The organism is Acinetobacter pseudolwoffii (genome assembly GCF_002803605.1).
Classification (GTDB): Bacteria; Pseudomonadota; Gammaproteobacteria; order Pseudomonadales; family Moraxellaceae; genus Acinetobacter; species Acinetobacter pseudolwoffii.
This window is the reverse complement of the sequence record NZ_PHRG01000001.1, coordinates 542144-568888: the sequence shown is the minus strand read 5'-3', so window position 1 is coordinate 568888 and position 26745 is coordinate 542144. Positions and strand designations below refer to the sequence as shown.

Annotated in this window: 24 protein-coding genes and 2 rRNA genes; 6 read left to right on the top strand and 20 right to left on the bottom strand. The window is 45.8% G+C overall.

Annotated features, from left to right (window positions below):
* The first annotated feature begins 276 nt into the window (after positions 1–276).
* From CWI32_RS02635 to CWI32_RS02625, 3 genes are all read left to right on the top strand, one after another.
* Positions 277–3171: ribosomal RNA gene (locus CWI32_RS02635) — 23S ribosomal RNA — on the top strand.
* 191 nt (positions 3172–3362) lie between these two features.
* Positions 3363–3477 (top strand): 5S ribosomal RNA (rrf, locus tag CWI32_RS02630).
* 251 nt (positions 3478–3728) lie between these two features.
* Positions 3729–4901 (top strand): PQQ-dependent sugar dehydrogenase, encoded by a 1173-nt coding sequence (locus tag CWI32_RS02625; RefSeq protein WP_100534753.1) that lies wholly within the window; start codon positions 3729–3731, stop codon positions 4899–4901.
* Positions 4902–5658: 757 nt separating this feature from the next.
* Here the strand turns inward: CWI32_RS02625 and CWI32_RS02620 are convergent.
* The 5 genes from CWI32_RS02620 to ribF all read right to left on the bottom strand — a co-directional run bounded on the left by CWI32_RS02620 (position 5659) and on the right by ribF (position 11257).
* Entirely contained in the window at positions 5659–6201 is a 543-nt protein-coding gene (locus CWI32_RS02620) for an NADPH-dependent FMN reductase (RefSeq protein ID WP_100354971.1), read from the bottom strand.
* Between the two features lie 136 nt (positions 6202–6337).
* The gene (locus CWI32_RS02615; protein WP_074383806.1) at positions 6338–6820 is read right to left on the bottom strand and encodes an FKBP-type peptidyl-prolyl cis-trans isomerase; all 483 of its coding nucleotides are present in this window, start codon (positions 6818–6820) and stop codon (positions 6338–6340) included.
* On the bottom strand, positions 6813–7352 hold the full coding sequence (lspA, locus tag CWI32_RS02610) for a signal peptidase II (RefSeq protein ID WP_005173413.1): 540 nt from the start codon (positions 7350–7352) through the stop codon (positions 6813–6815). Before lspA ends, CWI32_RS02615 begins: the two co-directional genes overlap by 8 nt.
* Positions 7345–10191 (bottom strand): isoleucine--tRNA ligase, encoded by a 2847-nt coding sequence (ileS, locus tag CWI32_RS02605; RefSeq protein WP_100534571.1) that lies wholly within the window; start codon positions 10189–10191, stop codon positions 7345–7347. Before ileS ends, lspA begins: the two co-directional genes overlap by 8 nt.
* A 64-nt stretch (positions 10192–10255) precedes the next feature.
* Complete coding sequence (gene ribF / locus CWI32_RS02600; RefSeq protein ID WP_100534570.1) at positions 10256–11257, bottom strand: bifunctional riboflavin kinase/FAD synthetase; 1002 nt, start codon at positions 11255–11257, stop codon at positions 10256–10258.
* A gap of 231 nt (positions 11258–11488) precedes the next feature.
* Here ribF and CWI32_RS02595 point away from each other — a divergent pair, with 231 nt between their 5' ends.
* On the top strand, positions 11489–12052 hold the full coding sequence (locus CWI32_RS02595) for a 5'-methylthioadenosine/S-adenosylhomocysteine nucleosidase family protein (protein ID WP_100534569.1): 564 nt from the start codon (positions 11489–11491) through the stop codon (positions 12050–12052).
* Positions 12053–12118: 66 nt separating this feature from the next.
* Here the strand turns inward: CWI32_RS02595 and CWI32_RS02590 are convergent, their stop codons facing one another.
* The 14 genes from CWI32_RS02590 to ubiG all read right to left on the bottom strand — a co-directional run bounded on the left by CWI32_RS02590 (position 12119) and on the right by ubiG (position 24140).
* Positions 12119–12739, bottom strand: a complete 621-nt coding sequence (locus CWI32_RS02590) for a TetR family transcriptional regulator C-terminal domain-containing protein (protein WP_100534568.1) — start codon at positions 12737–12739, stop codon at positions 12119–12121.
* Between the two features lie 323 nt (positions 12740–13062).
* Entirely contained in the window at positions 13063–13869 is an 807-nt protein-coding gene (locus CWI32_RS02585; RefSeq protein ID WP_100534567.1) for an ABC transporter ATP-binding protein, read from the bottom strand.
* Positions 13870–13889: 20 nt separating this feature from the next.
* On the bottom strand, positions 13890–14705 hold the full coding sequence (gene ssuC / locus CWI32_RS02580) for an aliphatic sulfonate ABC transporter permease SsuC (RefSeq protein ID WP_100534566.1): 816 nt from the start codon (positions 14703–14705) through the stop codon (positions 13890–13892).
* Positions 14705–15880: an FMNH2-dependent alkanesulfonate monooxygenase gene (gene ssuD / locus CWI32_RS02575; RefSeq protein WP_100534565.1), complete on the bottom strand. Its 1176-nt coding sequence runs from the start codon at positions 15878–15880 to the stop codon at positions 14705–14707. The genes ssuC and ssuD overlap by 1 nt, the downstream gene beginning before the upstream one ends.
* A gap of 36 nt (positions 15881–15916) precedes the next feature.
* The gene (locus tag CWI32_RS02570) at positions 15917–16912 is read right to left on the bottom strand and encodes an aliphatic sulfonate ABC transporter substrate-binding protein (protein ID WP_074383812.1); all 996 of its coding nucleotides are present in this window, start codon (positions 16910–16912) and stop codon (positions 15917–15919) included.
* 24 nt (positions 16913–16936) lie between these two features.
* A complete protein-coding gene (locus CWI32_RS02565; RefSeq protein ID WP_100534564.1) occupies positions 16937–17893 on the bottom strand; it encodes a sulfonate ABC transporter substrate-binding protein in 957 nt (318 codons plus the stop codon).
* Between the two features lie 331 nt (positions 17894–18224).
* On the bottom strand, positions 18225–19571 hold the full coding sequence (argA, locus tag CWI32_RS02560) for an amino-acid N-acetyltransferase (protein WP_100534563.1): 1347 nt from the start codon (positions 19569–19571) through the stop codon (positions 18225–18227).
* Positions 19572–19704: 133 nt separating this feature from the next.
* A complete protein-coding gene (locus tag CWI32_RS02555) occupies positions 19705–20073 on the bottom strand; it encodes an RcnB family protein (protein ID WP_100534562.1) in 369 nt (122 codons plus the stop codon).
* Between the two features lie 246 nt (positions 20074–20319).
* Positions 20320–20709 (bottom strand): RcnB family protein, encoded by a 390-nt coding sequence (locus tag CWI32_RS02550; RefSeq protein ID WP_100534561.1) that lies wholly within the window; start codon positions 20707–20709, stop codon positions 20320–20322.
* 314 nt (positions 20710–21023) lie between these two features.
* Positions 21024–21179 carry a hypothetical protein gene (locus CWI32_RS15130; protein WP_004281231.1) on the bottom strand — a complete coding sequence of 52 codons (156 nt, stop codon included), beginning with the start codon at positions 21177–21179 and terminating at the stop codon, positions 21024–21026.
* 184 nt (positions 21180–21363) lie between these two features.
* Positions 21364–21783, bottom strand: coding sequence for a hypothetical protein (locus tag CWI32_RS02545; protein ID WP_004281232.1), 420 nt, complete (start codon positions 21781–21783; stop codon positions 21364–21366).
* A gap of 156 nt (positions 21784–21939) precedes the next feature.
* Positions 21940–22686: a YciK family oxidoreductase gene (locus tag CWI32_RS02540; protein ID WP_100534560.1), complete on the bottom strand. Its 747-nt coding sequence runs from the start codon at positions 22684–22686 to the stop codon at positions 21940–21942.
* 39 nt (positions 22687–22725) lie between these two features.
* A complete protein-coding gene (locus CWI32_RS02535) occupies positions 22726–23415 on the bottom strand; it encodes an HAD family hydrolase (RefSeq protein ID WP_100534559.1) in 690 nt (229 codons plus the stop codon).
* Positions 23412–24140: a bifunctional 2-polyprenyl-6-hydroxyphenol methylase/3-demethylubiquinol 3-O-methyltransferase UbiG gene (ubiG, locus tag CWI32_RS02530; protein WP_100357013.1), complete on the bottom strand. Its 729-nt coding sequence runs from the start codon at positions 24138–24140 to the stop codon at positions 23412–23414. The genes CWI32_RS02535 and ubiG overlap by 4 nt, the downstream gene beginning before the upstream one ends.
* Positions 24141–24367: 227 nt before the next feature.
* Between ubiG and CWI32_RS02525 the strand changes: the two genes are divergently transcribed.
* A complete protein-coding gene (locus tag CWI32_RS02525) occupies positions 24368–24982 on the top strand; it encodes a thiol:disulfide interchange protein DsbA/DsbL (RefSeq protein WP_100534558.1) in 615 nt (204 codons plus the stop codon).
* Between the two features lie 53 nt (positions 24983–25035).
* Here CWI32_RS02525 and CWI32_RS02520 read toward each other — a convergent pair whose 3' ends face one another.
* On the bottom strand, positions 25036–25731 hold the full coding sequence (locus CWI32_RS02520; RefSeq protein WP_100534557.1) for a TetR family transcriptional regulator: 696 nt from the start codon (positions 25729–25731) through the stop codon (positions 25036–25038).
* Positions 25732–25927: 196 nt separating this feature from the next.
* Here CWI32_RS02520 and rph point away from each other — a divergent pair, with 196 nt between their 5' ends.
* Entirely contained in the window at positions 25928–26644 is a 717-nt protein-coding gene (gene rph, locus CWI32_RS02515; protein ID WP_100534752.1) for a ribonuclease PH, read from the top strand.
* Positions 26645–26745: the final 101 nt, after the last annotated feature.

Below are 26745 nucleotides of genomic sequence, written 5' to 3'. Positions count from 1 at the left end.
TAGATCAATCATTAACAGAATATATTTGAGTTGAAATAAATTGTTTAAGGCTCAGAACTAAATTGACATTAAAATGTGACACGCAAGTGACATGTTTGAATGAAGATGCAGAACTGAGAAACTAGCGATTAACTGAATCAAGCGTTTTGGTATATGAATCTAATTGAAGCTGTACAGTGCTTAAATGCACAAACGCCAACTGTATGATTGACTGAGTGATTGGTTAATCTGTTGCTCATCCTACTTGTAAGGATGAACGACTGTTTGGGGTTGTATAGTCAAGTAATTAAGTGCATGTGGTGGATGCCTTGGCAGTCAGAGGCGATGAAAGACGTGATAGCCTGCGAAAAGCTCCGGGGAGGCGGCAAATATCCTGTGATCCGGAGATGTCTGAATGGGGAAACCCACTTACCATAAGGTAGGTATTGCATGATGAATACATAGTCATGCAAGGCGAACGAGGGGAAGTGAAACATCTCAGTACCCTTAGGAAAAGAAATCAATTGAGATTCCCTCAGTAGCGGCGAGCGAAAGGGGAAGAGCCCATTAAGTCATATAAGTTCTAGTGGAACGCTCTGGGAAGTGCGACCGTAGACGGTGATAGTCCTGTACACGAAAGGGCTTATATGATGATGTCGAGTAGGGCGAGGCACGTGAAACCTTGTCTGAATATGGGGGGACCATCCTCCAAGGCTAAATACTCCTGACTGACCGATAGTGAACCAGTACCGTGAGGGAAAGGCGAAAAGAACCCCTGTGAGGGGAGTGAAATAGATCCTGAAACCGCATGCATACAAGCAGTGGGAGCCGACTTGTTCGGTGACTGCGTACCTTTTGTATAATGGGTCAGCGACTTATATTCAGTAGCAAGGTTAACCGAATAGGGGAGCCGTAGGGAAACCGAGTCTTAATAGGGCGCATTAGTTGCTGGGTATAGACCCGAAACCAGGTGATCTATCCATGAGCAGGTTGAAGGTTGGGTAACACTAACTGGAGGACCGAACCCACTGTCGTTGAAAAGCCAGGGGATGACTTGTGGATAGGGGTGAAAGGCTAATCAAACTTGGTGATAGCTGGTTCTCCCCGAAAGCTATTTAGGTAGCGCCTCGGACGAATACCATTGGGGGTAGAGCACTGTTTCGGCTAGGGGGTCATCCCGACTTACCAAACCGATGCAAACTCCGAATACCAATGAGTACTATCCGGGAGACAGACTGCGGGTGCTAACGTCCGTAGTCAAGAGGAAAACAATCCAGACCGCCAGCTAAGGCCCCAAAATTATAGTTAAGTGGGAAACGATGTGGGAAGGCATAGACAGCTAGGAGGTTGGCTTAGAAGCAGCCACCCTTTAAAGAAAGCGTAATAGCTCACTAGTCGAGTCGGCCTGCGCGGAAGATGTAACGGGGCTAAAACTATATGCCGAAGCTGCGGATGCATAATTTATTATGCGTGGTAGGGGAGCGTTCTGTAAGCCGATGAAGGTGGATTGAGAAGTCTGCTGGAGGTATCAGAAGTGCGAATGCTGACGTGAGTAACGACAATGCGAGTGAAAAACTCGCACGCTGAAAGACCAAGGGTTCCAGTCCAACGTTAATCGGGGCTGGGTGAGTCGACCCCTAAGGCGAGGCCGAGAGGCGTAGTCGATGGGAAATTGGTTAATATTCCAATACTTCTGTGTAATGCGATGAGAGGACGGAGAAGGTTAAGTCAGCCTGGCGTTGGTTGTCCAGGTGGAAGGTTGTAGGCATGCATCTTAGGCAAATCCGGGGTGCTCTATGCTGAGAACTGATAGCAAGCTGTACTTGTACAGTGAAGTGGCTGATACCATGCTTCCAGGAAAAGTCTCTAAGCTTCAGTTACACAGGAATCGTACCCGAAACCGACACAGGTGGTCAGGTCGAGTAGACCAAAGCGCTTGAGAGAACTCTGCTGAAGGAACTAGGCAAAATGGTACCGTAACTTCGGGAGAAGGTACGCTGCTTTTGGTGATGGAACTTGCTTCCTGAGCTGAGAGCAGCCACAGAAACCAGGCCCCTGCAACTGTTTATTAAAAACATAGCACTCTGCAAACACGAAAGTGGACGTATAGGGTGTGATGCCTGCCCGGTGCTGGAAGGTTAATTGATGGGGTTAGCGTAAGCGAAGCTCTTGATCGAAGCCCCAGTAAACGGCGGCCGTAACTATAACGGTCCTAAGGTAGCGAAATTCCTTGTCGGGTAAGTTCCGACCTGCACGAATGGCATAATGATGGGGGCGCTGTCTCCAGCAGAGACTCAGTGAAATCGAATTCGCCGTGAAGATGCGGTGTACCCGCGGCTAGACGGAAAGACCCCGTGAACCTTTACTGCAGCTTGACATTGAACTTTGATCTTACTTGTGTAGGATAGGTGGGAGGCTTTGAAACCGAGACGCTAGTTTCGGTGGAGCCAATCTTGAAATACCACCCTGGTAATATTGAGGTTCTAACTCTGCTCCATGATCTGGAGCGAGGACCATGTCTGGTGGGTAGTTTGACTGGGGCGGTCTCCTCCTAAAGAGTAACGGAGGAGTACGAAGGTGCGCTCAGCGTGGTCGGAAATCACGCGTAGAGTATAAAGGCAAAAGCGCGCTTAACTGCGAGACCCACAAGTCGAGCAGGTACGAAAGTAGGTCTTAGTGATCCGGTGGTTCTGTATGGAAGGGCCATCGCTCAACGGATAAAAGGTACTCTGGGGATAACAGGCTGATACCGCCCAAGAGTTCATATCGACGGCGGTGTTTGGCACCTCGATGTCGGCTCATCTCATCCTGGGGCTGAAGCAGGTCCCAAGGGTATGGCTGTTCGCCATTTAAAGAGGTACGCGAGCTGGGTTTAGAACGTCGTGAGACAGTTCGGTCCCTATCTACCGTGGGCGTTGGAAATTTGAGAGGATCTGCTCCTAGTACGAGAGGACCAGAGTGGACGAACCTCTGGTGTACCGGTTGTGACGCCAGTCGCATCGCCGGGTAGCTATGTTCGGAAGGGATAACCGCTGAAAGCATCTAAGCGGGAAGCCTACCTCAAGATAAGATTTCCCTAGGACTTTATGTCCTCTAAAGAGCCGTTGAAGACTACGACGTTGATAGGTTGGATGTGGAAGCATAGTGATATGTGAAGCTGACCAATACTAATTGCTCGTGAGGCTTGACTATACAACACCCAAACAGTTGTTGTATAAAGCTCGATTGATTCGATATTAAGCAAAATAACTTGATTCAGAAGACCGTTAGTAAGACAATGTTCAACTCAGATATACCTGTTAATGTATTCTATTTGGTACGAAGTAAGGCAAACACTACAAAAAAGTAGTTAAATAAGACCCGAACAAGTCCATAACAGTTGTGCTGGCGACAATAGCAAGAGTGAACCACCTGATCCCTTCCCGAACTCAGAAGTGAAACCTCTTTGCGCTGATGGTAGTGTGGGGTTACCCATGTGAGAGTAAGTCATCGCCAGCTCATTATTCGAAACACCCTCAAGCCAAGGCTTGGGGGTGTTTTTTTGTGCGCGGGATAATATTATAAGTAGATGAAATTGGGGCAGGTATTTAGATGCTAGATCCAAAAGTAAAATCAAAGCCATTCAAATACTATAAAACGAGTCTCTGTTGTTGCTGCAAATATATCTGTTTACTTTTCTATGCTGAATTTCTGTGAAGACTTGTGTATTGTGATATTAATTTAGAGAATAAAAAAGCGTGGAGAGGATGATGGTAGCGCAATTTAAAATAAAAATTTTACTCAGTTGTTGTGCTTTGGCATTGACTGCCTGTCATGCCGATAACTCATCTTCTGGCAGTATTCAAGAGGCTTCCACCTCATCTTCTAAATCTGAAGCTACAGCCTCAAATGTACAAAAATATAAGATCGCACAGGTGGCACAATTTAATGAGCCGTGGGCAATTGCATCACTCAAAGATGGCCGTTTACTGATTACCGAACGTAAAGGAAAATTACAACTTTTTGATCCACGTACCAAGCAGAAAGTCGAAGTTAAAGGTATTCCTCAAGTTGCCTATGGTGGCCAAGGAGGCTTGGGTGAAGTCGCTTTACATCCGGATTTTGCAAACAATCAGTGGGTCTATCTCAGCTATGCTGAACAAGGTCAGGGTGGCTATGGCGCAGTGGTGATCCGTGGCAAACTGGATTTAAACCAGACTGCCCCTCAATTGACTCAAATTGAACGGATCTGGACTCAAGTCCCTAAATTTTCAGGGCAGGGACATTATGCACACCGGATTGTATTTGGACCGGATGGCAAGCTCTGGATCGGTTCAGGGGAACGGCAGCAATTTACTCCAGCACAGGATATGCAGTCCAATGCCGGTAAAATTATTCGTTTAAATGATGACGGTTCAATTCCTGCTGATAATCCTTTTATGAATCAGGGTAAAATTGCCCAGCAGATCTGGAGTCTTGGACACCGCAATCCTTTAGGCATGGCTTTTGATCCACAGGGGCAGTTCTGGGTGATTGAAATGGGTCCCAAAGGTGGGGATGAGCTGAATAAGATCATCAAAGCTAAAAATTATGGCTATCCAGTGGTGTCAAATGGTGATCATTATGATGGCAAGCCCATTCCCGACCATGCTACCCGCCCGGAATTTGAAGCGCCAGCACTGGATTGGACGCCGGTCATTTCTCCTTCAGATCTGTTGTTTTATACAGGAAATGTATTTCCACAATGGAAAAATAAAGCGATCACGACTGGTTTGTCTTCCAAGGCGCTTGTGATTGTGGATACGACACAGAATCCGGTCAAAGAAATCCAGCGTGTGGATATGAAGGAGCGGATTCGTAGCGCGATTCAGGCCAGTGATGGTACGCTTTGGATAATTCAGGATGGCACGCAAGCCAAGTTATTAAAAATGACCGCACCTTAATCCTTTTTTTGAAAGGCTGCATTTGAACATGAAATATCGAGCGAGACAGAATGCTCATGATTTGCTGACGACCTGAGTAAATTTTTTAAGATGATCCTGATATGAAAGAACAAGGCCTCGACATCCTGTGAAGGCCTTTTCATATTCTGGCAAAGGTATAATGTCTGTTATACCGATCAGCATCCTGCTTGGTGAATATTTTTATTTTTCTGATAAGACTGCCTGTCTTGGTATGACTCGAATATAGCCCGAAGTAGTGTAGCCCAATAGGGCATTTAACTGCATCGATTATAGGTCAAAGCTGACAGGTGAATTTCAAAAATAGCAGTGAAAGAATGATTATTATTTTTATTCAATGAATCATTGAATACAACCTGAATATTTCTCTTGATCAGGATAAATTTTTGACTAGCCAGATCCTGAATACTAAGCCTACTCTGTATCAGCAGATTATAAAAAGTCTAGGGGAAATAACTATTCTTGCAAATCATATTTTGATGCATACAGATCACGATCTAAGCTTAAAAACAAAAAAGCCTCAACATCCTGTTGAGGCTTTTCTGGATTTGCTTCTCAGATCTGACTCCTGTCTAATCTGTCAACGTCCTGTTGATTTGCGCTTGTTATTGTTGTCGTATCGCTTTGCAGACGTCCTGTCTGTCTATGTAGTGACTATAGTCCTAACTAAGCGTAGTACATAGCCGCTATATGCAGCGGTCGCTGTAGGCGAAAACCTACGATGCTGTCGGCTAAAGTCTCAAGCACTGACATACTGAATTAATTTATCTACTACTACTTTTAGATTTTTAGTATCAAATTCATTGCCCTGGAACGAATAATCCTTATTTCTTGCGAAGATGTCACGGATTTCAATCACGGCATTGGTATCGATCAGTCCAAGTTGAGTCCCGACCTGACGAATCTGGTCTATTGAACGTGAACCGTTGGTGACACCATAACCAATATAGGCTGCCGGTTTGCCTTGCCATTCCTTGGCAAGGTAATCCAGCGCATTTTTTAGCGCAGGGCTGTAGCCATGATTATATTCAGGTGTGATAAAAATAAAGGCATCGCCGCGCGCAATTTTGTCTGCCCAGTCTTGCTGTTTGGGCTGATCATAGATCCCGGTCAGTGGCGGATGAGCACCGCTAAAGAGTGGAAGAGCCCATTCTTTTAAATCGACAATTTCAATTTCAAGCGTACTAAAACCATAGCTTTTAATTTCCTGTAGTACCCAGTGCGCCACTTTAAGCGCGGTACGCCCCTCACGTACACTGCCGACCACAATATAAATTTTCATACCTATTCCTTTCTGGGTTTCTTATCATCAAATTAAATTAATCAGATTTCAGAGAGGTGACTAGAGATGATTTGTATCCGGAATATAAAAAAGCTCCCGAAGGAGCTTTTTTAAAATCAGGCAATTAGCGGATGCTTTACATCAGTTTAATGCCTTGCTGACCGGCAGGGGTGACTTTAAAGATTTCTACTTCAAAAGTAATATTCTTGCCTGCCAATGGATGGTTAAAGTCCACTTCGGTGATGTCATCATTGACTGAACGTACCACACCATACAAGGTCGCCTTGGCTTTGTCTTCAAACTCGATCATGTGACCCTCGATCGGACGTTCTCCAAACTTCACCGTATCGAACTTCTGGATGTTTTCCGGATTCCACGGACCAAAAGCATCTTCCGGAGGCAGACTTACAGTACGACGGTCACCGGCACGTAAACCAAACAGTGCTTTTTCAAAGCCTGGCAATAAATTACCATCGCCAATCGTGAGGCTGACCGGGGCTTCACGGCTACGGGTATTGTCAATTTCTACGCCATTTTCGATCGCGACAGAAAAATGCAGCTCGACCTTAGAGCCGTCTGCAACCCGGGTTTCTTCATTAGGATGAATAAAATCAGTCATGTTGTGCTTGCGCCCGTTGAATTCGATATTTTTCTAAGAAAAAGGTATCAATTAGCATCAGAATAGTGCCAAGCGTGATGGCACTGTCTGCGATATTGAAAGCAGGGAAGTGGCTGTTCTGGTAATACACATGAATAAAATCGACCACATAGCCGAGACTGACCCGGTCGATTAAATTACCGATTGCACCACCCAAAATCAGGGCAATTGCTAGCGGTAAAACCTTCATGTTTTTTGGCATACGCATCAGCCAAAAAACAAAGATCACAGACACAATCCCTGCCAGTGAAGTAAAGAAATAACGTTGCCAACCACCCGCATCGGACAGAAAACTAAAGGCAGCGCCATAGTTATGCAATAGTGTCCAATTTAAAAAGGGCAGCACAGGGATAGGATCTGCATAGTTCAGATTCGTCACTGCAATCCATTTGGTCCATTGATCCAGAATGATCGCCACAATGGCCAGCCCAATCCACCATAAATTATGTGGATAGAACTGGAATAAGCCCTTTTTAGTCTGGGTATTAGGCATATTTTCTCTCTTCGCCTTGGCCTGTAGGAAGGTTAATAATACAACGGCCACAGAGTCCTGGATGTGAGCTATGTGTATTTACATCCGGAAGCACATGCCAGCAGCGTACACATTTCTCGCCATCTGCCGCAGAGACTTTCACGTTAAGCCCTTCAAGATCTGAGGCTTCACCTTGTGTAGCCTCAAACTCGTTCACGATCACTTGCGAGGTAATCAGAACGAAGCGTAATTCATCATCGAGACGGTCAAGTACGGTTTTCAGTTCTGCAGTTGCCCACAGTTCAACTTTCGCCGACAGGTTCGAGCCGACTGTTTTGGCACCACGTGCAGTTTCAATAAACTTGTTCACGGCCGACTTCACCGCAATCAGGGTTTGCCATTCTGCTTCTGAAATCACGTTGGCTGTAGACGCGACCGGAATGTCATACCATTCAGTGGTGAATACATATTTCTCTGATTGCTCAGGAATCAGTGGCCATGCTTCTTGTGCAGTAAAGCTCAGGATCGGTGCCATCCAGCGCACAAAGGCCTGTACCAAATGATACAACGCAGTTTGTGCAGAATGACGCGCTTTTGAGTCCGCTTTGGTGGTGTATTGACGGTCTTTGATGATGTCGAGGTAGAAACCACCGAGGTCGTTGATACAGAAGTTAGTTAATGCGCTGGTCACGATATGGAAGTTCATATCTTCATAAGCTTGCTGAACGGTTTTCTGAACTTCCGCTGCACGTTGCAGGATGTATTGATCCAGTGCAATCAACTGATCGACTGGTAATGCATCTGTTGAAGGTTTGAAGCCATTCAAGTTCGCTAACAAGAAACGCAAGGTGTTACGGATACGACGATAACCATCGGATGCACGGCTAAAGATTTCTTTACCCGCGGTCATTTCATAACGGTAATCCGCAGAGGCGATCCAGAAACGTAAGCCGTCTGCCCCCATATCTTTAATGATGTCTTGCGGTGTGATTACATTACCGATTGATTTCGACATCTTGCGGCCTTTTTCATCGACCACGAAACCGTGAGTCAGCAAGCCTTTATACGGTGCGCGTTCATTGATGGCAATCGAGGTCAATAACGATGACTGGAACCAGCCACGGTGCTGGTCTGAACCTTCAAGATACAAATCAGCAGGATCAGTTAAGTCTTCACGTTCACGCAGTACCGCATAATGGGTGGTACCCGAGTCGAACCAAACGTCTAGCGTATCGCGTACAGCATTGTATTGCTCCGCGTCCGCACCGATGAATTCAGATGCATCACGGTTGTACCAACCATCAATGCCTTCTTGTTCAATCAGTTTTGCTACGATTTCGATTAATTCAGGTGTACGTGGGTGCAATTCATTGGTGTCTTTATGTACGAAGAACGGAATTGGCACGCCCCAAGTACGTTGACGTGAAATACACCAGTCCGGACGACCTTCGATCATGGCCTGAATTCGGTTTTTACCCCAATCTGGAACGAATTGGATGTCATTTTCAATCGCATTCAACGCGCCCTGACGCAGGCCTTTGGCATCCATGCTGATAAACCATTGTGGTGTGGCACGGAAGATAATCGGGGTTTTATGACGCCAGCAATGTGGGTAGCTATGCTTGATTGGCTTATGTGCCCACAGCTTATTGGCTTCACCCAGCGCCGCAATAATTTGTGGATTGGCTTTATAAATGTGCTCACCCGCAAACAGTGGCGAAGTCGGTAAATACACCCCATTTCCGCCGACTGGATTGTCAACCTTCAAGTTGTACAATAAGCCCACTTTATAGTCGTCCACACCATGACCCGGAGCCGTATGTACTGCACCGGTACCACTGGTGGCAATCACGTGCTCGCCCAAAATGACCGGTACCTGACGATCGCTAATTAAAGGATGTTGCAGAACAAGGTGTTCAAGTTTGCTACCGCTAAAGCCTGCAATTACTTCGAATGAAGTAAAACCATAACGCTCAGTTGCCGATTCCACCAGATCTTTGGCCAGGATAAAGTTTTGTGCTGCTTTTTCGTCACCACGTGCTTTAACCAGTTGATACTCAATTTCGGCATGTACAGCAACGGCCTGGTTGGCAGGTAGTGTCCAAGGCGTGGTGGTCCAGATGACGATGTCTGTTGAATCACTAACAGTTACACCCAAACGTGCAGATAAATCCGCTAAATCAACCACCGTAAAACCGACATCAATGGCATCTGATTTTTTATCTTCATATTCAACTTCAGCTTCAGCGAGCGACGAACCACAGTCCAGACACCAGTTCACCGGTTTCAGACCCGGCTCGATATGACCGGCTTTGGCAATCGCACCCAATGAACGTACGATGTCCGCTTCCTGTTTGAAGTTCATGGTCAGGTAAGGGTTGTTCCAATCACCGAATACACCCATACGCACGAAGTCTTTCTTTTGCAGTTCAACTTGGGTGTAGGCATATTCACGGCAGGCTTTACGGAAGGTAGAGGCATCTACCTTGACGCCGACTTTACCGACTTTTTCTTCAACTTTGAGTTCGATTGGCAGACCGTGACAGTCCCAGCCCGGTACATAGGGTGCATCAAAACCATCCATCACGCGGCTTTTGATGATGATGTCTTTTAATACTTTATTGACCGCATGACCCAAATGGATTTGACCATTTGCATAGGGAGGGCCGTCATGAAGTACATATTTTTTCTTGCCAATACGCGACGCACGAATCTGCTGATAAATGTTGTCGGCATACCACTCTTCTAACCATTTCGCTTCACGTACTGCCAAATTTGCTTTCATTGCAAATTCAGTACCTGGGAGGTTTAGCGTGGCTTTATAGTCCACTGCATTTTCAGGAGTTTGCTTATCGCTCATGCAAGTCGTCTTCCAATCTAATCAGTTATGTTACTGACACGTTTTACAATAAAAATATGGGATATTAAAAGGGAAATGTAGGATGATTTCGACGAAACTCCAGCAGTTTCTCGACATCATCATCAATTCCGGCTTTTAGCGCTTCAAGCGAAGGATAGTCCTTTTCGCCATGTAAATAGTTTAAGAACGTCACCCGCATTAACAGGCCATACAGATTAGCAGAAACATCTGGAAAATGTACTTCTAATCGCCATTCTGGATGGGCTTGTTTGATGGCTGGGCGTGTTCCCACATGACCCGCACCAAACAGGGCCGTGGGGTCATAACCCGCAATGCCTGTTTTAGTAGCATGATCATGTTTTACTTTATCCCTGAGGGATTCAGTTTCACAGATGACTTCAACCCCATAAATGCCATTCAGACAGGGCTTATGCCGGTTTAGTCGTACATTAATGGTTGGGAAATCAATGGTTCGGCCAATCTGGTCGCCGTATTGCACCCGTCCGGTAATGCTATAGGGCCGGCCGAGTAATTTGGCAGCAAGGGCTAAATCGCCTGCTTGTAAAGTTTGACGAATCCGGGTTGAACTGACCCGTTCACCCTCTAAAGCAATGGTGCTTAAATTGGTGACTTGGAAACCATAATTGCGCAGGAATTCGCTATTGCCCTGACGGTTTTTACCGAAGTGAAAATCATCACCGAGTACCAGATGCTGGGCATTGAGTTTTTGTTTTAAAATGTCGGCAAATGCTTCTGCGGTCAGGCTACGAAAAGTATGGTCAAATTTCGCCACCGCAATATAGTCCACACCCAGTTCAGTCAGATATTCGACTTTTTCACGTAAGGAGGAAATGCGTGGTGGTGCTTCATAAGCTTTAAAATATTCAAGCGGTTGCGGCTCGAAAATCATCACCACAGATTTTAAGCCCTGTGCTTTGGCCACCTGTTGCAGCTGACGGATCATGGCCTGATGACCCAAATGCACGCCGTCAAAATTACCGATCGTCACGGCAGTTTTGGGTAATTCAGAATGTGACGCTAAAGCATTTAGACGGAGCAGCTGCATGGGCAAATCGAGTGCTTGTAAATATCGAGAGGCTATATATTGCCATAATCTCGCGCTTTCGTCTTGTTGTTGTGTTTTTATGCAATATTTTTCTTGAATATTCCTTTTCCGCAACATCAGGCCAGATTGTTTTTTGATGCTTTAAATGGATCGGATCAGCGCATTCCTGCTTTTCATTACACGGATTTTGTTTTCTAATGTCAGCAATTTTCTGTGTATTCGAGATTTTGAATGTCCGATCTGGCGCTTATCATGGCATTAGCCAATGAATCCAAAGGCTTGTTTGAAGCTCAAGGCATAAATGTGCATTACAGCGGGATTGGTAAAGTCAACGCGGCCTTTAAAGCCTTTGAAGTAATTCAAAAAACCGGTTGTAGTACCTTGCTGAATCTGGGTACAGCCGGCAGTTCGCATTTTAATGCTCATGACCTGATTGAAGTGACTCAGTTTGTACAGCGCGATATGGATGTATCACCACTCGGCTTTGAGGTCGGTGTTACCCCGATGGATCAGGATTATCCTGCCGCGATTGAACTGGAGGCTTTTTTTGAACATTTACCCAAAGGGATTTGTGGGACAGGCGACAGCTTTGAAACCGGGATTTCGAAAGTGGCGTGTAATCTGGTCGATATGGAAGGTTATGCTTTGGCAAAAGTCTGTAAAAAGTTGGGTGTTCGCCTGATTTCAGTCAAGTATATTACTGATGGGGCCAATGAAACTGCGCATCTGGATTGGGAAGAAAATCTGCTATTGGGTGCGCAAAAATTATTATCTTTATATCAAATGGTAAAATAGTAGATTAAGTCAAGCTTGCTCGGCGACCATAGCAGCTATGGTCGTATGCCAATCAGAAGCTAGCGCTTATTTATCCGGACGCGGGATCACGCCATATAACATCATGTGTACCGTATGCTGGATAATGCGCTGCTGCATGCTACGATTACGCAAGGTTTTTCCAGTGACCATTTCCATTTGAGTGGCAAAATCTGCATAGTTCTGGGTAATCGCCCAAATATTCAGAATCAGTAACTCAGGATCGATATCTGCGGAAATCTTGCCCTGTTCCTGCCAGTTAGAAATGACTTTGGCTTTACGCTTTACCAGTTTCTTTAGCGGACCTTTTAAAATTTCCAGTATATGCGGTGCGCCCTGAATTACTTCCAAAGCAAACAAGCGCGATGCTTTTGGCTGGGTGCGCGACACTTCAATTTTTTGCATTAAATAATTGGTAATCGCTTCTTCAGGCTCCAGTTCGGCCTCAAGTGTTTGTAAAGGTGCCAGCCATTTTTGTAGAACGGTGGTCAATACCTCGACATAGAGAGCTTCTTTATTTTCATAATAATAGAAAATATTCGATTTATGCATTTCTGCAATCTGTGCAATTTCATCTAGACTTGCCCCATTAAAACCGTACAGGGAAAATACATCTAGTGCAGCATTCAGCAGCTGGTTGCGTTTTTGAGTACTCTTTTTTTGTTCCATTAGCAAATATAAAAAACAATGAAAAAATGGGAATCCTCAATTGTACGGCAAATCATCAGATTTGTGCACACAGTCAATGTCTAATTTTTTGAATAATGATGATTTATTCTCTAGATCGACCTTTAAAAACAGCATAAATGCACCCCAACAGAATAAGGTTACAAGTTTGTGAAAATGCTTGAATTATTAAGTTTTTTTTATTTTAAAGAGCATGAGAAAATTAACGCTTTTATGACCGGGATATAGCTGCAGTTTAAATCCGGTTCAGGATTTAGTTCCCAGATGAAACCCGGAACAGCCATATTCCGGGTTTTATCTATAGTTCAGGTTGCCAAAACTGCTTGCAGTACCTGCTGTTCCAGTTCTGTAAATTTCACACTTTTTTGGCGAGGACGTGGTAAGTCGACCTGAAATTCTTTGGCAATATGGCCTTTATCCAGCAGGATAATCCGGTCGGCCAGCTGCACTGCTTCACTGACATCATGCGTGACCAGAATGGCGGTAAAGCCTTGCTCGGTCCATAAGCGTTCGATCAGGCTTTGCATCTCCAGACGGGTCAGGGCATCCAAAGCACCAAGCGGTTCATCCAGCAGCAGAATACGCGGCTGATGCGATAATGCACGTGCCAGAGCGGTACGTTGACGCTGACCACCCGACAATTGTGATGGCCACAATGCGGCTTTTTCTTTTAAGCCCACTTTTTCCAGCATTTGCGATGCTTTGGCATGCTGCTCTTTGGCCAGACCCAGTTGCACATTCTGTTCGATGCTACGCCATGGCAGCAGACGCGGGTCCTGAAACATGACCCGGATATCATCTGCAGTAATTCCTTCACGGATATGCCGCGCGGACTTGAACTTGATTTCGCCATAGCTCTGTTTTTCCAGATCGGCAATCAAACGCAGCAGGGTACTTTTACCACAGCCACTACGCCCGACAATCGCCAGAAATTCGCCCGGTTGAATATGCAGATCCAGATCTTCCAGAACTTTGACGGAACCATAAAACTTGTGCAGCTGTTCAATAATAATTTCGGCACCAAGCACCGCATTCGGGTTGATATCTGCCGCAGGTTGCCGGGATGGCGCAATAGGCTCATTGGCATGACGGCCTAAACTGAGATCAGTCATCAGATGCTCCTTATTTTAAATTATTTTTGATAACCCGCATGCCAACGCAGCAGGAATCGTTCTAAGGCCACCGCCAGGACATCGGCCAGTTTGCCGAGTAGGGCATACAGTAAAATACCGACTAAAACGATATCGGTTTGTAGGAATTCGCGTGCATTCATGGTCATATAGCCAATACCCGACTGGGCAGAAATGGTTTCTGCAACGATCAGAAGCACCCAGACCAGACCCAGAGAGAAGCGTAGTCCAACCAGAATCGACGGCATTGCTCCCGGCAGAATGATCTCTTTATACAGCTGCCAGCGCGTAAGCCCATAGCTTTTCCCCATTTCGATCAACTGCGGATCGACTGAACGGATGCCGTGATAGGTATTGATATAAATCGGGAAAAATACCCCAATTGCAACGAGAAACAGCTTGGCAGATTCATCAATCCCGAACCAGAGAATCACCAATGGAATCAGCGCAAGCGCAGGAATGTTGCGGATCATCTGCAAGGTGGTATCGAGCAGGGTAGAGGCAATTTTGGATGAACCATTTAACAGCCCTAGTAACAGGCCCAAACCGCCTCCAACCAGCAAGCCACTGATAGCACGTCCTGCACTGACTTGTACATGCGTCCACAGCTCACCGCTTAACAATAATTTCCAGAATGCCAAAATCACTGCACTTGGTGCAGGCAGAATCCGGCTTTCCAGCAGACCAGTGCCAGAAGCAATTTGCCAAATGGCAATCAAGAAAATCGGAACCAGCCAGGGCAGCAAATGCCGCCCCAGAATTGTTCCACGTGAAACCTGCTTTTGTGCCAGGGTTTCAACGGAAACGACTTTCGACATTAAGCAGACTCCTGAACTTTCTCAGCTTTCTTGTTTTCATCCGGAGTGTAGTTGTTCGCTACGATTTCACCGAATGGACCTGTCAGGTTCGGTTGAGCCAGTTTTTTCTGGGTTTCCAGTGGAAGTAATGGGAACACCAGTTCAGCAAAACGGATGGACTCTTCCAGATGCGGGTAGCCAGAGAAGATAAAGGTACTGATTCCCAGATCCGCATATTCCTGAATACGTGCTGCGACAGTTTCCGGATCACCCACCAGTGCTGTACCTGCACCGCCACGTACCAGGCCAACACCGGCCCAAAGGTTTGGCGATACTTCCAGCTTGCTACGGTCGCCATTGTGCAATTCAGCCATACGGCGCTGACCGACCGAGTCCATGATTTTAAACTTCGCCTGAGCTGCTGCAATGGTGGCATCATCGACATACTGGATCAGTTCTTCTGCTGCAGCCCAGGCCTGTTCATTGGTTTCACGCACGATCACATGCAGGCGGATACCGTAGTTCAGTTCACGACCTTTAGCAGCGGCCTTAGCACGCACATTTTCAATCTTTTCCTTCACTGCTGCAGGTGGCTCGCCCCATGTCAGATAAGTATCGACCTGGTCTGTTGCCAGCTCAACGGCATCATCTGAAGAACCACCAAACCATAACGGCGGATGTGGTTCTTGTATTGGTGGATAGAGCAGTTTGGCATCATCGACACTTAAGCGTTCGCCGTGGAATGTAAAGCTTTCGCCAGTATGCGAACGCTTGAGAATTTCACGCCAGATGGTGGTGTATTCGGTGGCAGTTTTATAGCGGGTTTTGTGATCTTCATAGACGCCGTCGCCTTTTAGCTCTTGCTCATCACCGCCAGTGACCAGGTTCAGCAAAACACGGCCACCAGAGAGACGGTCAAATGTTGCAGCCATACGTGCTGCCAAAGCAGGCGTGGTCACCCCGGGACGAAGTGCTACCAGGAATTTTAGTTTTTTGGTTGCATCAATCAGGCTGGCAGCAGTTAACCAAGGATCTTCACATGAACGACCTGTAGGAATCAGCACACCTTCATAGCCCAGGTTGTCGACTGCCACAGCAATCTGTTTCATGTAGGCATGATCGACCTGGCGCGCACCTTTGCTGGTACCTAGGTAACGGCTGTCGCCATGTGTCGGGATAAACCAGAAAATTTTCATGTGAAATTCCTTAAATTAAGTAATTGTGCTCGGTAATCAATGTGTAGCTGTTGGCGTCCAAATGTGTTGCTGGACACTTATTTTGTTGGGAATCAGTTGAACCTGCTGGAACAGATCAGCAATATGCTGTTGCGCTTCGACCACTTCTGCAGTTAATGGCAGTACAGGGGAGGGTTTAAGGCGACGTTCAAAGGCAATCTTTGCCACTTCTGGTTTGAGACCGGTACTTTTCTGATAAACATCTAAAGCTAAGGACTGATTTTTAATAATCCATTGATCTGATGCATTTAAAGCCTGAATAAACTTTTCCGGGCTGTCTGGATGCTTCTGAATAAATTCTGGATTGCCAATATAAAAGGCATAAGTCTGTGGAAAGACACTGGATTCAATCAGCACTTTTACGTTGCTGTCGACTTCAGCTGCACCCAGAAACGGATCCCAAATCGCCCAGGCATCAATAGCTTTTTTATCAAAAGCAGCACGAGCATCTGCAGGTGGTAACCAGACCGCTTGAATCTCTGACCAGCTTAATCCGGCTTTTTCTAAAGTTTTTGCCAGAAGTTCATGTGCACTTGAACCTTTCTGAACGGCAATGCGTTTACCTTTCAACTGCTGGATGGTCTGAATATCACTGTCATGGGGTAAGATCACAGCTGAGGAGTTGCCAGCCACTTTTTCAAATGCCACGTAGTTCAGGGATTTATCTGCCGCTTGAGCAAAGATGGGTGGGGTATTGCCGACATAACCATAATCGACCGCACCCACTGCTAGAGCTTCCAGCATTTGCGGACCGGCAGGAAATTCCTTCCATTCAATTTTGGTATTTGGAAACTGCTGTTCCATCAGTTTTTCATCACGCGCAACCAGCAGATTTAAAGCCGATTTTTGAAAACCAATGGCAATAGTTTGAACCTGTGGTGGTACTGCAGTTTCTGCAGCAGTGTTTTGCTGTGGCTCCTGTTTTTGGCAACCGATCAAAGCAAAGCCCAATAACGCTAAACTGATAGAGGAAACCGTTTTTAAATTACTCATCTTTATTCTCGAATTATTCTGGCGTTATTTAATAATCGCTGCATCAATATTCAGCTTCTGTGGAATCAGTTGCTGACCATAAAAAGCATCTGCCACCTGTTGTTGTTTTTGGATGACATCGTTAGATAAAGGTTTGACTCCAAAGCCCATACGGGAAATCGAAGTTTTCAGGACATCAAAAGCCAGACCTGTCGGTTTTTCCAGAAGTTTGGCTGCTTCATCCTGATTTTGTGCTACCCACTCTGTGGTCAAGTTAAGTTCATTCACCACCGCTTCCACGACCTGAGGATGGCTTTCTGCAAACTTGCGATCTGCCAGATAGAACTGGTGATTGCTCACGATGTTCTCACCCGTGGCAATCACACGCGCGCCAATTTGATGTTCAGCAGCGGCAAAGAATGGATCCCAGATCACCCAAGCGTCCACTGCACCACGTTCAAAAGCTGCACGTGCATCAGAGGGTGGCAGGTAAATCACTTCAATATCGCTGAGTTTCAGATTGTTGGCTTCAAGAACTTTCAACAGTAAATAATGCACGTTGGAACCTTTGTTCAAGACCACACGTTTGCCTTTCAGATCCTGAATCGATTGAATCGGGGAGTCTTTCGGTACAATTAGGGCTTCGGCTTTAGGCGCTGGTGGCTGGTTTGCGACATAGACCAGATTTGAATTCGCTGCCTGGGCAAAAATGGGGGGTGCTTCACCTGCTTCACCAAAAGACACGCTGCCGACATTCAGGCCTTCAAGTAACTGTGGGCCAGCCGGAAACTCCACCCATTTCACATTTACGCCTTGTTTTTTTAATGAGGCTTCTAGCGTGCCGCGTTCTTTTAAAATTGGCAGTACGCCATATTTTTGAAAACCAATATTCAGGGTGGTGGTATCTTCCTGTTTTGAACAGCCAGAAAGCATCATGACGCCAGCCACTGCAGTACCGAGTACTGCAGTTTTTGCTAAAAACTGAACATTAGATTGGCGCATGAAGCAAAACTCCCGAAAGTGAAAACTAGCGAATAAAACCTAGACACACGCTAATCGTTTTTGTTTTTCTAAAAAAATAACTATTCAGGAATTTCTAATGAAGAAAAAAGATAAATAAAAAAACGCAAAACTTATGCGAAAAAGTGATTTATATGACAATGAAGATTTGCCAATAAAATTAATCAAGCTTATGAAATATATATTTATTTTTATAAATTCAATCTGCTGATATATTTAGCTAAAAAGCAGCAATGGCATTTTAAAATTTAAATTGGAATTGTCAGATATCTTTATCTGAAATTAAGCTAAGGCACTCAAAGAAAAAGTCACCTTAAAGTGACTTTTTACAAACGATTGAATTGCGTTGATAATTATAAAATGCCTGACGCGCATCCGGCAGGTCATCGACTGAAGTTGGTTCAAAGCCCTGTTCCAGAAACCAGTGCGCGGTACGCGTGGTTAAAATAAACAGCTGCTGAATCTGCATGCTTTTGGCTTTTTCTTCAAGATAATGCAAGATCTGGCTACCGCGATTGGACTGGCGATAACTTGGATGTACTGCGACACAGGCAATTTCTGCGGAACGTAATTCATTGCCCGTGGTGGGGATCGGATAAAGCGCGGCACAGGCCAGAATCATACCGTCCCGTTCAATCACGGCAAACTGGTTAATTTCATTTTCCAGACGTTCACGGGAGCGATAGATCAGAATCCCTTCTTCCTCTAGCGGTCGCAGCAAACCGATCAGGCCGCCTACATCCTGAATATCGGCCATCCGCACGTCTTCATAATGTGCGTCGGTAATCAGGGTACCAGAACCATCCCGGGTAAACAGTTCTTCAAGTAGGGCGCCATCATAGGCATAGGAAATCAGATGCACCCGATGGACACCGTTCATGGAAGCCTCTTGTGCCGCCTGCAGCTGCAAGCCTCTTTCGATGGCATCCTGCGGTTCTGCCGGAATATAGTCATCCAGCTGTTGCGGCGTCACTTCACGTTTGAGCTGGCCCTTAGCATCGAGTAGACCATGTTGCTTGCCCAGAAAAATCAGTTTATCGGCCTTGAGTCGAATTGCAGTTTTGGTCGCAACTTCTTCGGCCAGCAGGTTAAAGACTTCACCTGTGGTGGAATAACCGGTCGGGCCAAGTACCACAATATTATGGCTGTCCAGATGGCGCTGAATTGCATCGGTATCGACCGCACGGACTTCACCGGTCAGCTGAAAGTCCACGCCATCGCGAATGCCATAGGGTTTGGCAGTGATAAAATTGCCCGAAACCGTATCAATGCGGGCACCATACATCGGTGAATTGGCCAGTCCCATGGAAAGCAGGGCTTCAATTTGCAGACGGATCGAGCCAACCGCATTCATCACACAGCTTAAGGATTCACGGGTAGTGATCCGGCGCTGCTGGTGAAAAGGCGTACTGATCTGGCTCTGGGCCAGATTCTGGTTAATCTGCTGACGTGCCCCATGTACCAGAATCAGCCGGATACCCAAGGAGTGTAACAGGGCAATATCGTGAATAATATGCTGAAAGTTATCGTGCAGGACCGCTTCGCCATCAAACATGATCACAAAGGTTTTGTTGCGGTGCGCGTTGATATAAGGCGCAGAATGGCGAAACCAGTGCACATATTGCAAGGTTGTGCTGTGTGAGGTTTCTGCTGAGCTCATGCCTGTGCCTATTTCAATGCTTAAAGATCAAGCTTTGATTCTAATGAAAAAAAACGCAAGTGGAAGTGCAGATATAAAAAAACACCTGAAGGGGACTTCAGGTGTCTGCAAGACGCGCAGTAATGGAGAAAGATTAGTTGATAATGCGTACAATTCTATTGCTACGTTCATTGACTAGAACGTAATCATTGTTGATCTTGTACCATTGCTGGAAACGGCCAGTATTCGGTAAACGGCGGGCTTCACGATCACTCACTTTAAAACGTTTGTTATCGTATTGACGCGGCAGAACTTGTCCTGAGCGCCAGTCACGGCTTGGATTGACCTCACGGTTGTTATGACGACGGTCATCATTCCATTTTTTACTATCTTTGGCATTCCAGTGCGGTGCCGGTTTATGCGGATTATGGTTATAGCGTGGATCATGCTGTGGCGCTGCCATGGCAGAAGTAGCCAACAAAGCACTTAGGGATAACGCAATTGTAGTTAGGACTTTTTTCATGGCTCTCACCTAAAAATGTAGATCTGTATTTGATGAGACTAAATTAGCCAATAAGTAGATAGAAAGCGTGGGGGCTATTTAGTTAAATTGTTAAATTTATGAAGAAATTTAGAAGATGCATCACTTCAATTAAAAACTGGAATAGCAGCCAGCGCTGCACTTGTCGAATTTTTGATGATTCAAATAAAAAAGACTCAACCAGGGTTGAGTCTATCAGGGTTTCAGGTCAGCAAAGAGGCGGACACATTAATCGCCGACAATGCGGATAATACTATTGGTTTCAGAATTGACCAGAATATAGTCATTATTGACTTTATACCATTGCTGTTTGCGGTCAGGTCGAGGCAGGCTATGTTCTTTGTATTCGACTTTATAGCCATTACCCCGATAATGCTGCGGCATCACATAGCCCGGCTGCCATCTGAGCTGTTGCAGGCGCTTCACTCCACGTTCCTCACGCATACGGCGATTATCGTGTTGGTCCTGATCCTTTTCGCGGAACTCACGGCCTTTCTTGCCATGTCCCTGACGGCTATCCATTTGTGATTCAGCATTGAAATGAGGGGAGGCTATTGCAACATGACTCAGCATGAATGTACTGCAGGAGATCGCTAATGCCACCAAAACCTTTTTCATGTTGAACCCTCATTAAATCGTTCATGTTCTACTGTGTCTAATATACGGAAAGATTACAGAGAAACTGTGAAGAACAGGCACCAGTTTTATAACAAATGCAGAGATATTATGATTATGTCATGATTTTACATGAGCTTAGGCTGCGCATTTGTCCGATGACCCGACAGGCTGAGCCTAGTTCTTATCTCATCAAAGTGAGGGCAAACATGCAAGCTAAAATCGATGATTTAGCTCAAAAAAACAGCATTGAGTCAGCGAGAAAAAAGTTCATGATTTAATGAAACGACAAAGAATTTTGCCGGTTTAGTTTGAGATTAATTCCATTGCTCTGCCAAACCTTGTAAGGACTGAATCGCGTCAGCCACGGATTCAGCTTGTAGGGCGTCATCGAGTGCCACAATCAATGCTTCAGATAACTGCAACTGTTCAATCCGGTGAATTGTTTCAATTTTACGTTTTTGGTCAGCCATGCTGCGCTCCTGATTTGATCTATCTGTGATTCAAGAAAGCATAGTCCAATCAGTTTAATTTGGAAAACCGTATAATTTTATATATTTAATATGTAAATCCGATTTATTGTTATTTTTTGCAGGATTTTAAGAAAAAAAGGGCACTTTATCGAAAAGTGCCCAAGATTATTCAATGACCCGACTTTTAATAAGCGTAGTTCAGGTCAGTATAATCGTTGAGTGATTTCTGCACATGCGCCTGAATAAAGGCACGTACATCCTCGGCCGTCATGGCTTTGCCCTGATTGCTGATGACATGTTCGATTTCTGGCTGACCTTCAATTTTAATGCGATAAACAAAATGCTTGGCCAGACGATAACTGTCGTCTAATTTTTCAATGCCAGTCACATAATAATAGGCATGTTCAAAATTCAGATCCTGATGTGAAAATACAAATTGCTCGAACAATTTGAGTTTCTGAGCATTTTCGAGTGCTTTGATGTCATCCACGATACTGGCTTCAAACTTGGTGCCGTATTTCTCTGAAATAGGCTGTTGATCAATCAGCAGCGACACCATGCCATCGTCTAAATGGGTCACCGTAATATTGTTTAATTCAGTCATGATGCACTCGAGTGAAATATAGTGGGGCTTAGTATGCTGTTATTTTAATGAAACTCAATGCGAGCGGGGTGAACTTACTTAAGATTTATGCGCTGAATATGACTAAAAATGAAATAAAAAGGGAGCGATTGCTCCCTGAATGACAGACAGAATAATTTAATCCTGTGCATCAATACTCTGGCCATTCATATGCAGGCTGTCATTACCCATCAAATATAGATAAGCCGGCATGATTGAATCGGGGGTAGGCAGGGTTTTCGGATCTTCATTCGGATAGGCCTTGGCGCGCATGGCAGTCCGCGTTGCCCCGGGATTGATGCAGTTATAACGGATATTCGGATGTACCTGCTCTTTGGCAAATAACTGGCTTACCGCTTCAATAGCAATTTTAGAAACCGAATACGCACCCCAGCGTTCGCGGGCTTCGCGGCCTACACCCGAGCTGGCAAATACCACCGAAGCATGTTCAGATTTGGATAAGAGCGGTAATAGCGCCTGGGTCATGACAAAAGGCGCCCGCAGATTGACTGCCATGACATCATCCCAGACCTCAGGCGAATAATGCGCCAGTTCTGTACGCTCACCAAGGATGCCGGCATTGTGCAAGATCCCATCCAGACGGCCAAACTGACGGTCCAGGGTGTCGAGCAGAAGCTCATAATCCTGTTCCGAAGCACTGGAGAGCTGTAGCGGCAAGATGGCAGGTTGCGGTGCACCTAAACTTTCAATTTCATCATAGATGACTTCCAGTTTATTCAGGGTACGTCCATGCAGCACCACGGTTGCACCATGCAAGGCATAACTGATTGCTGCCGCACGTCCAATGCCATCGCCCGCACCTGTGATCAGGATAATACGATCCTTGAGCAGATCGGGGCGAGGTTGATAGGCTGAATATTTCATTATCTACCTCCTTATTTGTTATTGTTCAGTTTTAAGCGTTCAAGATACTGCAGTCTGCTGTTTGCGTAGTAAGGTCTGAATCAGCTGTTGTAATTCTGCCACCGTGTTCACTATATAGTCGGCTTGCCAGGCTGTTAAGTCATCTTTGTATTGCAGTGGTAAATAACCGTAAGCTGCCAGAATGGTAGGCATTTTGGCATGGCGTCCTGCATCAATATCGCGCGGATGATCGCCAATGTAGATACAGTCTTCTGCCGCAAGCCCCAGTTGCTTGGCAGCCAGATACATCGGTTCAGGGTCGGGCTTGGTACGGGTCACATCTTCCGGACAGACCAGCACGGCACAGCGCTCGGTCAGGTTTAATGCTTTTAATAAAGATTCACTGAGCCAGCGTGGTTTATTGGTGACGATGCCCCAGGGAACATCCTGTGCTTCCAGCTGTTCCAGTAACGGATACATGCCCTTAAACAGATCGGTATCGACTGCAATGTCTGCGCCGTACATGTCCAGAAAGCGCTGACGATGTTGCAGAAATACCGGATCTTCCAGTTCCAGTTCCGGATAGACCAGTTTCACCATGGCGCGCGCGCCTTCGGAGACCTGCGTCCGGATCAGCTCGGGCTCGACCGGCATCCGGCCTTCTTCACGGCACATCTGCTGGATAATCCGGATAAAATCGGCTGCGGTATCAATCAGGGTGCCATCGAGGTCAAATAAAACGGCTTTCATGCGCTGGTCTCGTTCTGGCTTTCTTTGACTGTATAGACCATATAGTTGACATCGACATTCGGTGCCAGCCAGTAGCGTTTGGTCAAGGGATTATAATGCAGACCGGTCATGTCTTTGAGTTTTAAGCCGGCATTGCGAATATCGTGTGCCAGCTCGGACGGTTTGATAAATTTGCTGTAATCATGGGTGCCTTTGGCCAGCATCCGCAGCACATATTCTGCACCAATAATGGCAAATAAATAGGACTTCGGATTGCGGTTAATGGTCGAGAAGAACACATGGCCACCTGGCTTGACCAGCTTGTGACAGGCCTGAATAATCGATGCCGGATCTGGCACATGCTCTAGCATTTCCATGCAGGTCACGATGTCATATTGGCCAGCCTGTTCCTCTGCCAGTTGCTCGACTGGCACCTGACGGTATTCGATATTGCTGACACCTTCCTGTTCGGCATGAATCCGCGCCACATTCAGCGGGGCAGCACCCATATCAATGCCAAGTACATCGGCACCACGGCGCGCCATACTTTCGGCCAGAATGCCGCCACCACAGCCGACATCCAGGATTTTCTTGCCGCTCAGGCCACCGGCATGTTCATCAATCCAGTTTAAACGTAGTGGATTAATCATGTGCAAGGGGCGGAACTCGGAATGCTGATCCCACCATATAGCTGCAAATGCTTCAAACTTGGCAATTTCTTGTGGATCAACATTCAATTGCGACATCGGTGTCACCTCAATCAGTCGTGATTATCTAAAAATACATAGGGGCCGAATGGCCAGAGTGACTGACTTAAAACCTTGAAAATCAGTCCTCTGCTTTAGTGTAGCGTTTCTGGCAGAAAAAGCGATAAAAGCAGCAAAAAAGTTCACAGAATGAAAACGAAATCGGCATAATTGATTTATAGTGAACCCATACACTAAGCATAATGATTTAGAGGACGATAATCCCAATGAAAAAATTCCTTTTAAGCGCTGTTGCCGCATCTGTTTTGGCCTTTTCCGGCAGTGCTATGGCCAATTTTGTGGCAGGTCAGGACTATCAGGTGGTCGCACAACCAGTCAAAGTCGAAAAACCGGGCAAAATTGAAGTACGTGAATTCTTCTGGTATGGCTGTGGTCACTGTTTCATGCTGGAACCACATATGCAGGGCTGGTTGAAAAAATTACCTAAAGATGTTCGTTTTGTACGTACACCTGCTGCGATGAATCCACTCTGGGAACAAGCGGCACGTGCTTATTATGTGTCTGAAGCTTTGGGTGTGCGCCAAAAAGCCCATTTGCAGTTATTCCATGATATTCATGACAAGCAGCGTCCAATTTTAGAACAGGCACAACTGGCCAAGTTCTATACCCGTTATGGTATTTCTGAAGCAAAATTTAACACGACTTATAAATCATTCCCGATTTCGTCAAAAATTGCGCAGGCCAAAAATCTGGCTGCTCAATATCAGTTAAGCGGCGTACCGGCGGTGACTGTCAATGGTAAATATATTGTGCAGGGCAATGATGCCAAAGTAATTCAGGTGGTGAATTACCTGATTGAAAAAGAGCGTAAAGCCAAATAAGAAATAACCGAGTATCCGTAAAAAACCTGCATCAATAATGCAGGTTTTTTTATTCAGATGGGGGGAGTACTTGTTGCTGTACTGATTGAAGGATCTGCTGTTTTTGTCGGAATTCGATGCCAGTGCAAAATCCCTCGCAATAAAAGCTGCATCTGTAGCACGCTTTGGGTTTTAAAGACATTGGATAGGGTGCGGCGTAGCTCTGGATCAGCCTGATGTTGCAGATGAATCCAGCCCATGGCCCAGTTCAGCGACAGATCAATCAGCATCTGTGCCAGTGCCTGCAAATCTTGCGAAGACTGGATATGCTGGGTAGCTTGCATTTTTTCCAGTTCATGCATGACATCTTCAGTCAAAAAACGAATTTCCCGTTCTATTCCGGCACGTAACACTGCCGAGCCACCCCAGCGTTCTGCAACAAAAAAAATCCAGGGTTCAGGGTGATATTCGACTGCCTGAAAAAATAGCTCAATTCCGGTTTTAATCCGGGTGTTGGGCTGATACAGATAGGCCTGTCCCAGTTGATTCAGCACTCCCTTGAGATGAATCGCGACCTGATCCAGCAGCTCTAGTCCCAACTGCTCCATATCCTGAAAATGCCGATAAAATGCCGTGGGCACCAGTCCAACGGCATGCGCGACTTCACGCAGACTGATGGTGCTAAAAGCGCGACCCTGACTGCTCAAGGCCAGTGTGGCATCCAGTAGCGCCTGATGGCTTTGCTGCTTGCGATCTTCACGTAAGGACATAAATATAGTTTCCTCAAGGGGAGATTTAGTCTAGCAAAAATTAAGGCAAATCGTAGCGCCACAGGTCGGCAGAATTTCGATATTTAACCGCACTCTGATGCATCGATTTTGTAAATCAATCATCCGGCTGACCAATCTTGGCAAAGGCTTCTGTTATACTGAGCCGCAATTATTTTTAGCCTATACAGGACTTATCATGCGTATCGACCAACGAGCATTAGATCAATTACGTGAAGTGAAAATTACCCGTAACTATACACGTTATGCGGAAGGCTCGGTATTGGTTGAGTTTGGTCATACCAAAGTACTGTGCACTGCCAGTGTAGAGAGTTCTGTTCCACGTTTCCTGAAAGGTCAGGGTCAGGGCTGGGTGACGGCTGAATATGGCATGTTGCCACGCTCAACCCATACCCGTAGCGACCGTGAAGCGGCACGTGGCAAACAGAGTGGCCGTACCCAGGAAATCCAGCGTCTGATCGGTCGTAGCTTGCGCTCAATGGTTGACCTGAAAAAGCTGGGTGAAAATACCATTACCATTGACTGTGATGTGATTCAGGCTGATGGCGGTACCCGTACTGCAGCGATTACCGGTGCTGCGGTGGCGCTGGTCGATGCCATGAATGTTTTGCTGGAAAGAAAGAAAATCAAACATGATCCATTAAAAGGTCTGGTGGCTGCGGTTTCTGTTGGTATTTTCAAAGATGAAGTATTACTGGATCTTTGCTATGAAGAAGATTCGAACTGTCAAACCGATTTGAACGTGGTGATGACACAGGCCGGTGAATTTATTGAAATTCAGGGCACTGCGGAAGACAAGCCATTTACCCGTACCCAATCGGATGCCATGCTGGAAATGGCGGAGAAAGGCATTCAGGAACTGGTGAAAAAGCAGCAACAAGCTTTGGGCTGGTAATTCATTCCTGCCAAATATAAAACGCATCTCAGGATGCGTTTTTTTATGCCGGAAATTTCAGAATACAGCTCCATTGAAAATGCAGCACAAAACTTCCTGAC

Excerpts from the sequence above, each read along its gene's own strand:
- CWI32_RS02625 (WP_100534753.1), top strand. The coding sequence starts at position 3,729 with ATGGTAGCGCAATTTAAAATAAAAATTTTACTCAGTTGTTGTGCTTTG.
- CWI32_RS02620 (WP_100354971.1), bottom strand. The coding sequence starts at position 6,201 with ATGAAAATTTATATTGTGGTCGGCAGTGTACGTGAGGGGCGTACCGCG.
- CWI32_RS02615 (WP_074383806.1), bottom strand. The coding sequence starts at position 6,820 with ATGACTGATTTTATTCATCCTAATGAAGAAACCCGGGTTGCAGACGGC.
- lspA (WP_005173413.1), bottom strand. The coding sequence starts at position 7,352 with ATGCCTAATACCCAGACTAAAAAGGGCTTATTCCAGTTCTATCCACAT.
- ileS (WP_100534571.1), bottom strand. The coding sequence starts at position 10,191 with ATGAGCGATAAGCAAACTCCTGAAAATGCAGTGGACTATAAAGCCACG.
- ribF (WP_100534570.1), bottom strand. The coding sequence starts at position 11,257 with ATGCAGCTGCTCCGTCTAAATGCTTTAGCGTCACATTCTGAATTACCC.
- CWI32_RS02595 (WP_100534569.1), top strand. The coding sequence starts at position 11,489 with ATGTCCGATCTGGCGCTTATCATGGCATTAGCCAATGAATCCAAAGGC.
- CWI32_RS02590 (WP_100534568.1), bottom strand. The coding sequence starts at position 12,739 with ATGGAACAAAAAAAGAGTACTCAAAAACGCAACCAGCTGCTGAATGCT.
- CWI32_RS02585 (WP_100534567.1), bottom strand. The coding sequence starts at position 13,869 with ATGACTGATCTCAGTTTAGGCCGTCATGCCAATGAGCCTATTGCGCCA.
- ssuC (WP_100534566.1), bottom strand. The coding sequence starts at position 14,705 with ATGTCGAAAGTCGTTTCCGTTGAAACCCTGGCACAAAAGCAGGTTTCA.
- ssuD (WP_100534565.1), bottom strand. The coding sequence starts at position 15,880 with ATGAAAATTTTCTGGTTTATCCCGACACATGGCGACAGCCGTTACCTA.
- CWI32_RS02570 (WP_074383812.1), bottom strand. The coding sequence starts at position 16,912 with ATGAGTAATTTAAAAACGGTTTCCTCTATCAGTTTAGCGTTATTGGGC.
- CWI32_RS02565 (WP_100534564.1), bottom strand. The coding sequence starts at position 17,893 with ATGCGCCAATCTAATGTTCAGTTTTTAGCAAAAACTGCAGTACTCGGT.
- argA (WP_100534563.1), bottom strand. The coding sequence starts at position 19,571 with ATGAGCTCAGCAGAAACCTCACACAGCACAACCTTGCAATATGTGCAC.
- CWI32_RS02555 (WP_100534562.1), bottom strand. The coding sequence starts at position 20,073 with ATGAAAAAAGTCCTAACTACAATTGCGTTATCCCTAAGTGCTTTGTTG.
- CWI32_RS02550 (WP_100534561.1), bottom strand. The coding sequence starts at position 20,709 with ATGAAAAAGGTTTTGGTGGCATTAGCGATCTCCTGCAGTACATTCATG.
- CWI32_RS15130 (WP_004281231.1), bottom strand. The coding sequence starts at position 21,179 with ATGGCTGACCAAAAACGTAAAATTGAAACAATTCACCGGATTGAACAG.
- CWI32_RS02545 (WP_004281232.1), bottom strand. The coding sequence starts at position 21,783 with ATGACTGAATTAAACAATATTACGGTGACCCATTTAGACGATGGCATG.
- CWI32_RS02540 (WP_100534560.1), bottom strand. The coding sequence starts at position 22,686 with ATGAAATATTCAGCCTATCAACCTCGCCCCGATCTGCTCAAGGATCGT.
- CWI32_RS02535 (WP_100534559.1), bottom strand. The coding sequence starts at position 23,415 with ATGAAAGCCGTTTTATTTGACCTCGATGGCACCCTGATTGATACCGCA.
- ubiG (WP_100357013.1), bottom strand. The coding sequence starts at position 24,140 with ATGTCGCAATTGAATGTTGATCCACAAGAAATTGCCAAGTTTGAAGCA.
- CWI32_RS02525 (WP_100534558.1), top strand. The coding sequence starts at position 24,368 with ATGAAAAAATTCCTTTTAAGCGCTGTTGCCGCATCTGTTTTGGCCTTT.
- CWI32_RS02520 (WP_100534557.1), bottom strand. The coding sequence starts at position 25,731 with ATGTCCTTACGTGAAGATCGCAAGCAGCAAAGCCATCAGGCGCTACTG.
- rph (WP_100534752.1), top strand. The coding sequence starts at position 25,928 with ATGCGTATCGACCAACGAGCATTAGATCAATTACGTGAAGTGAAAATT.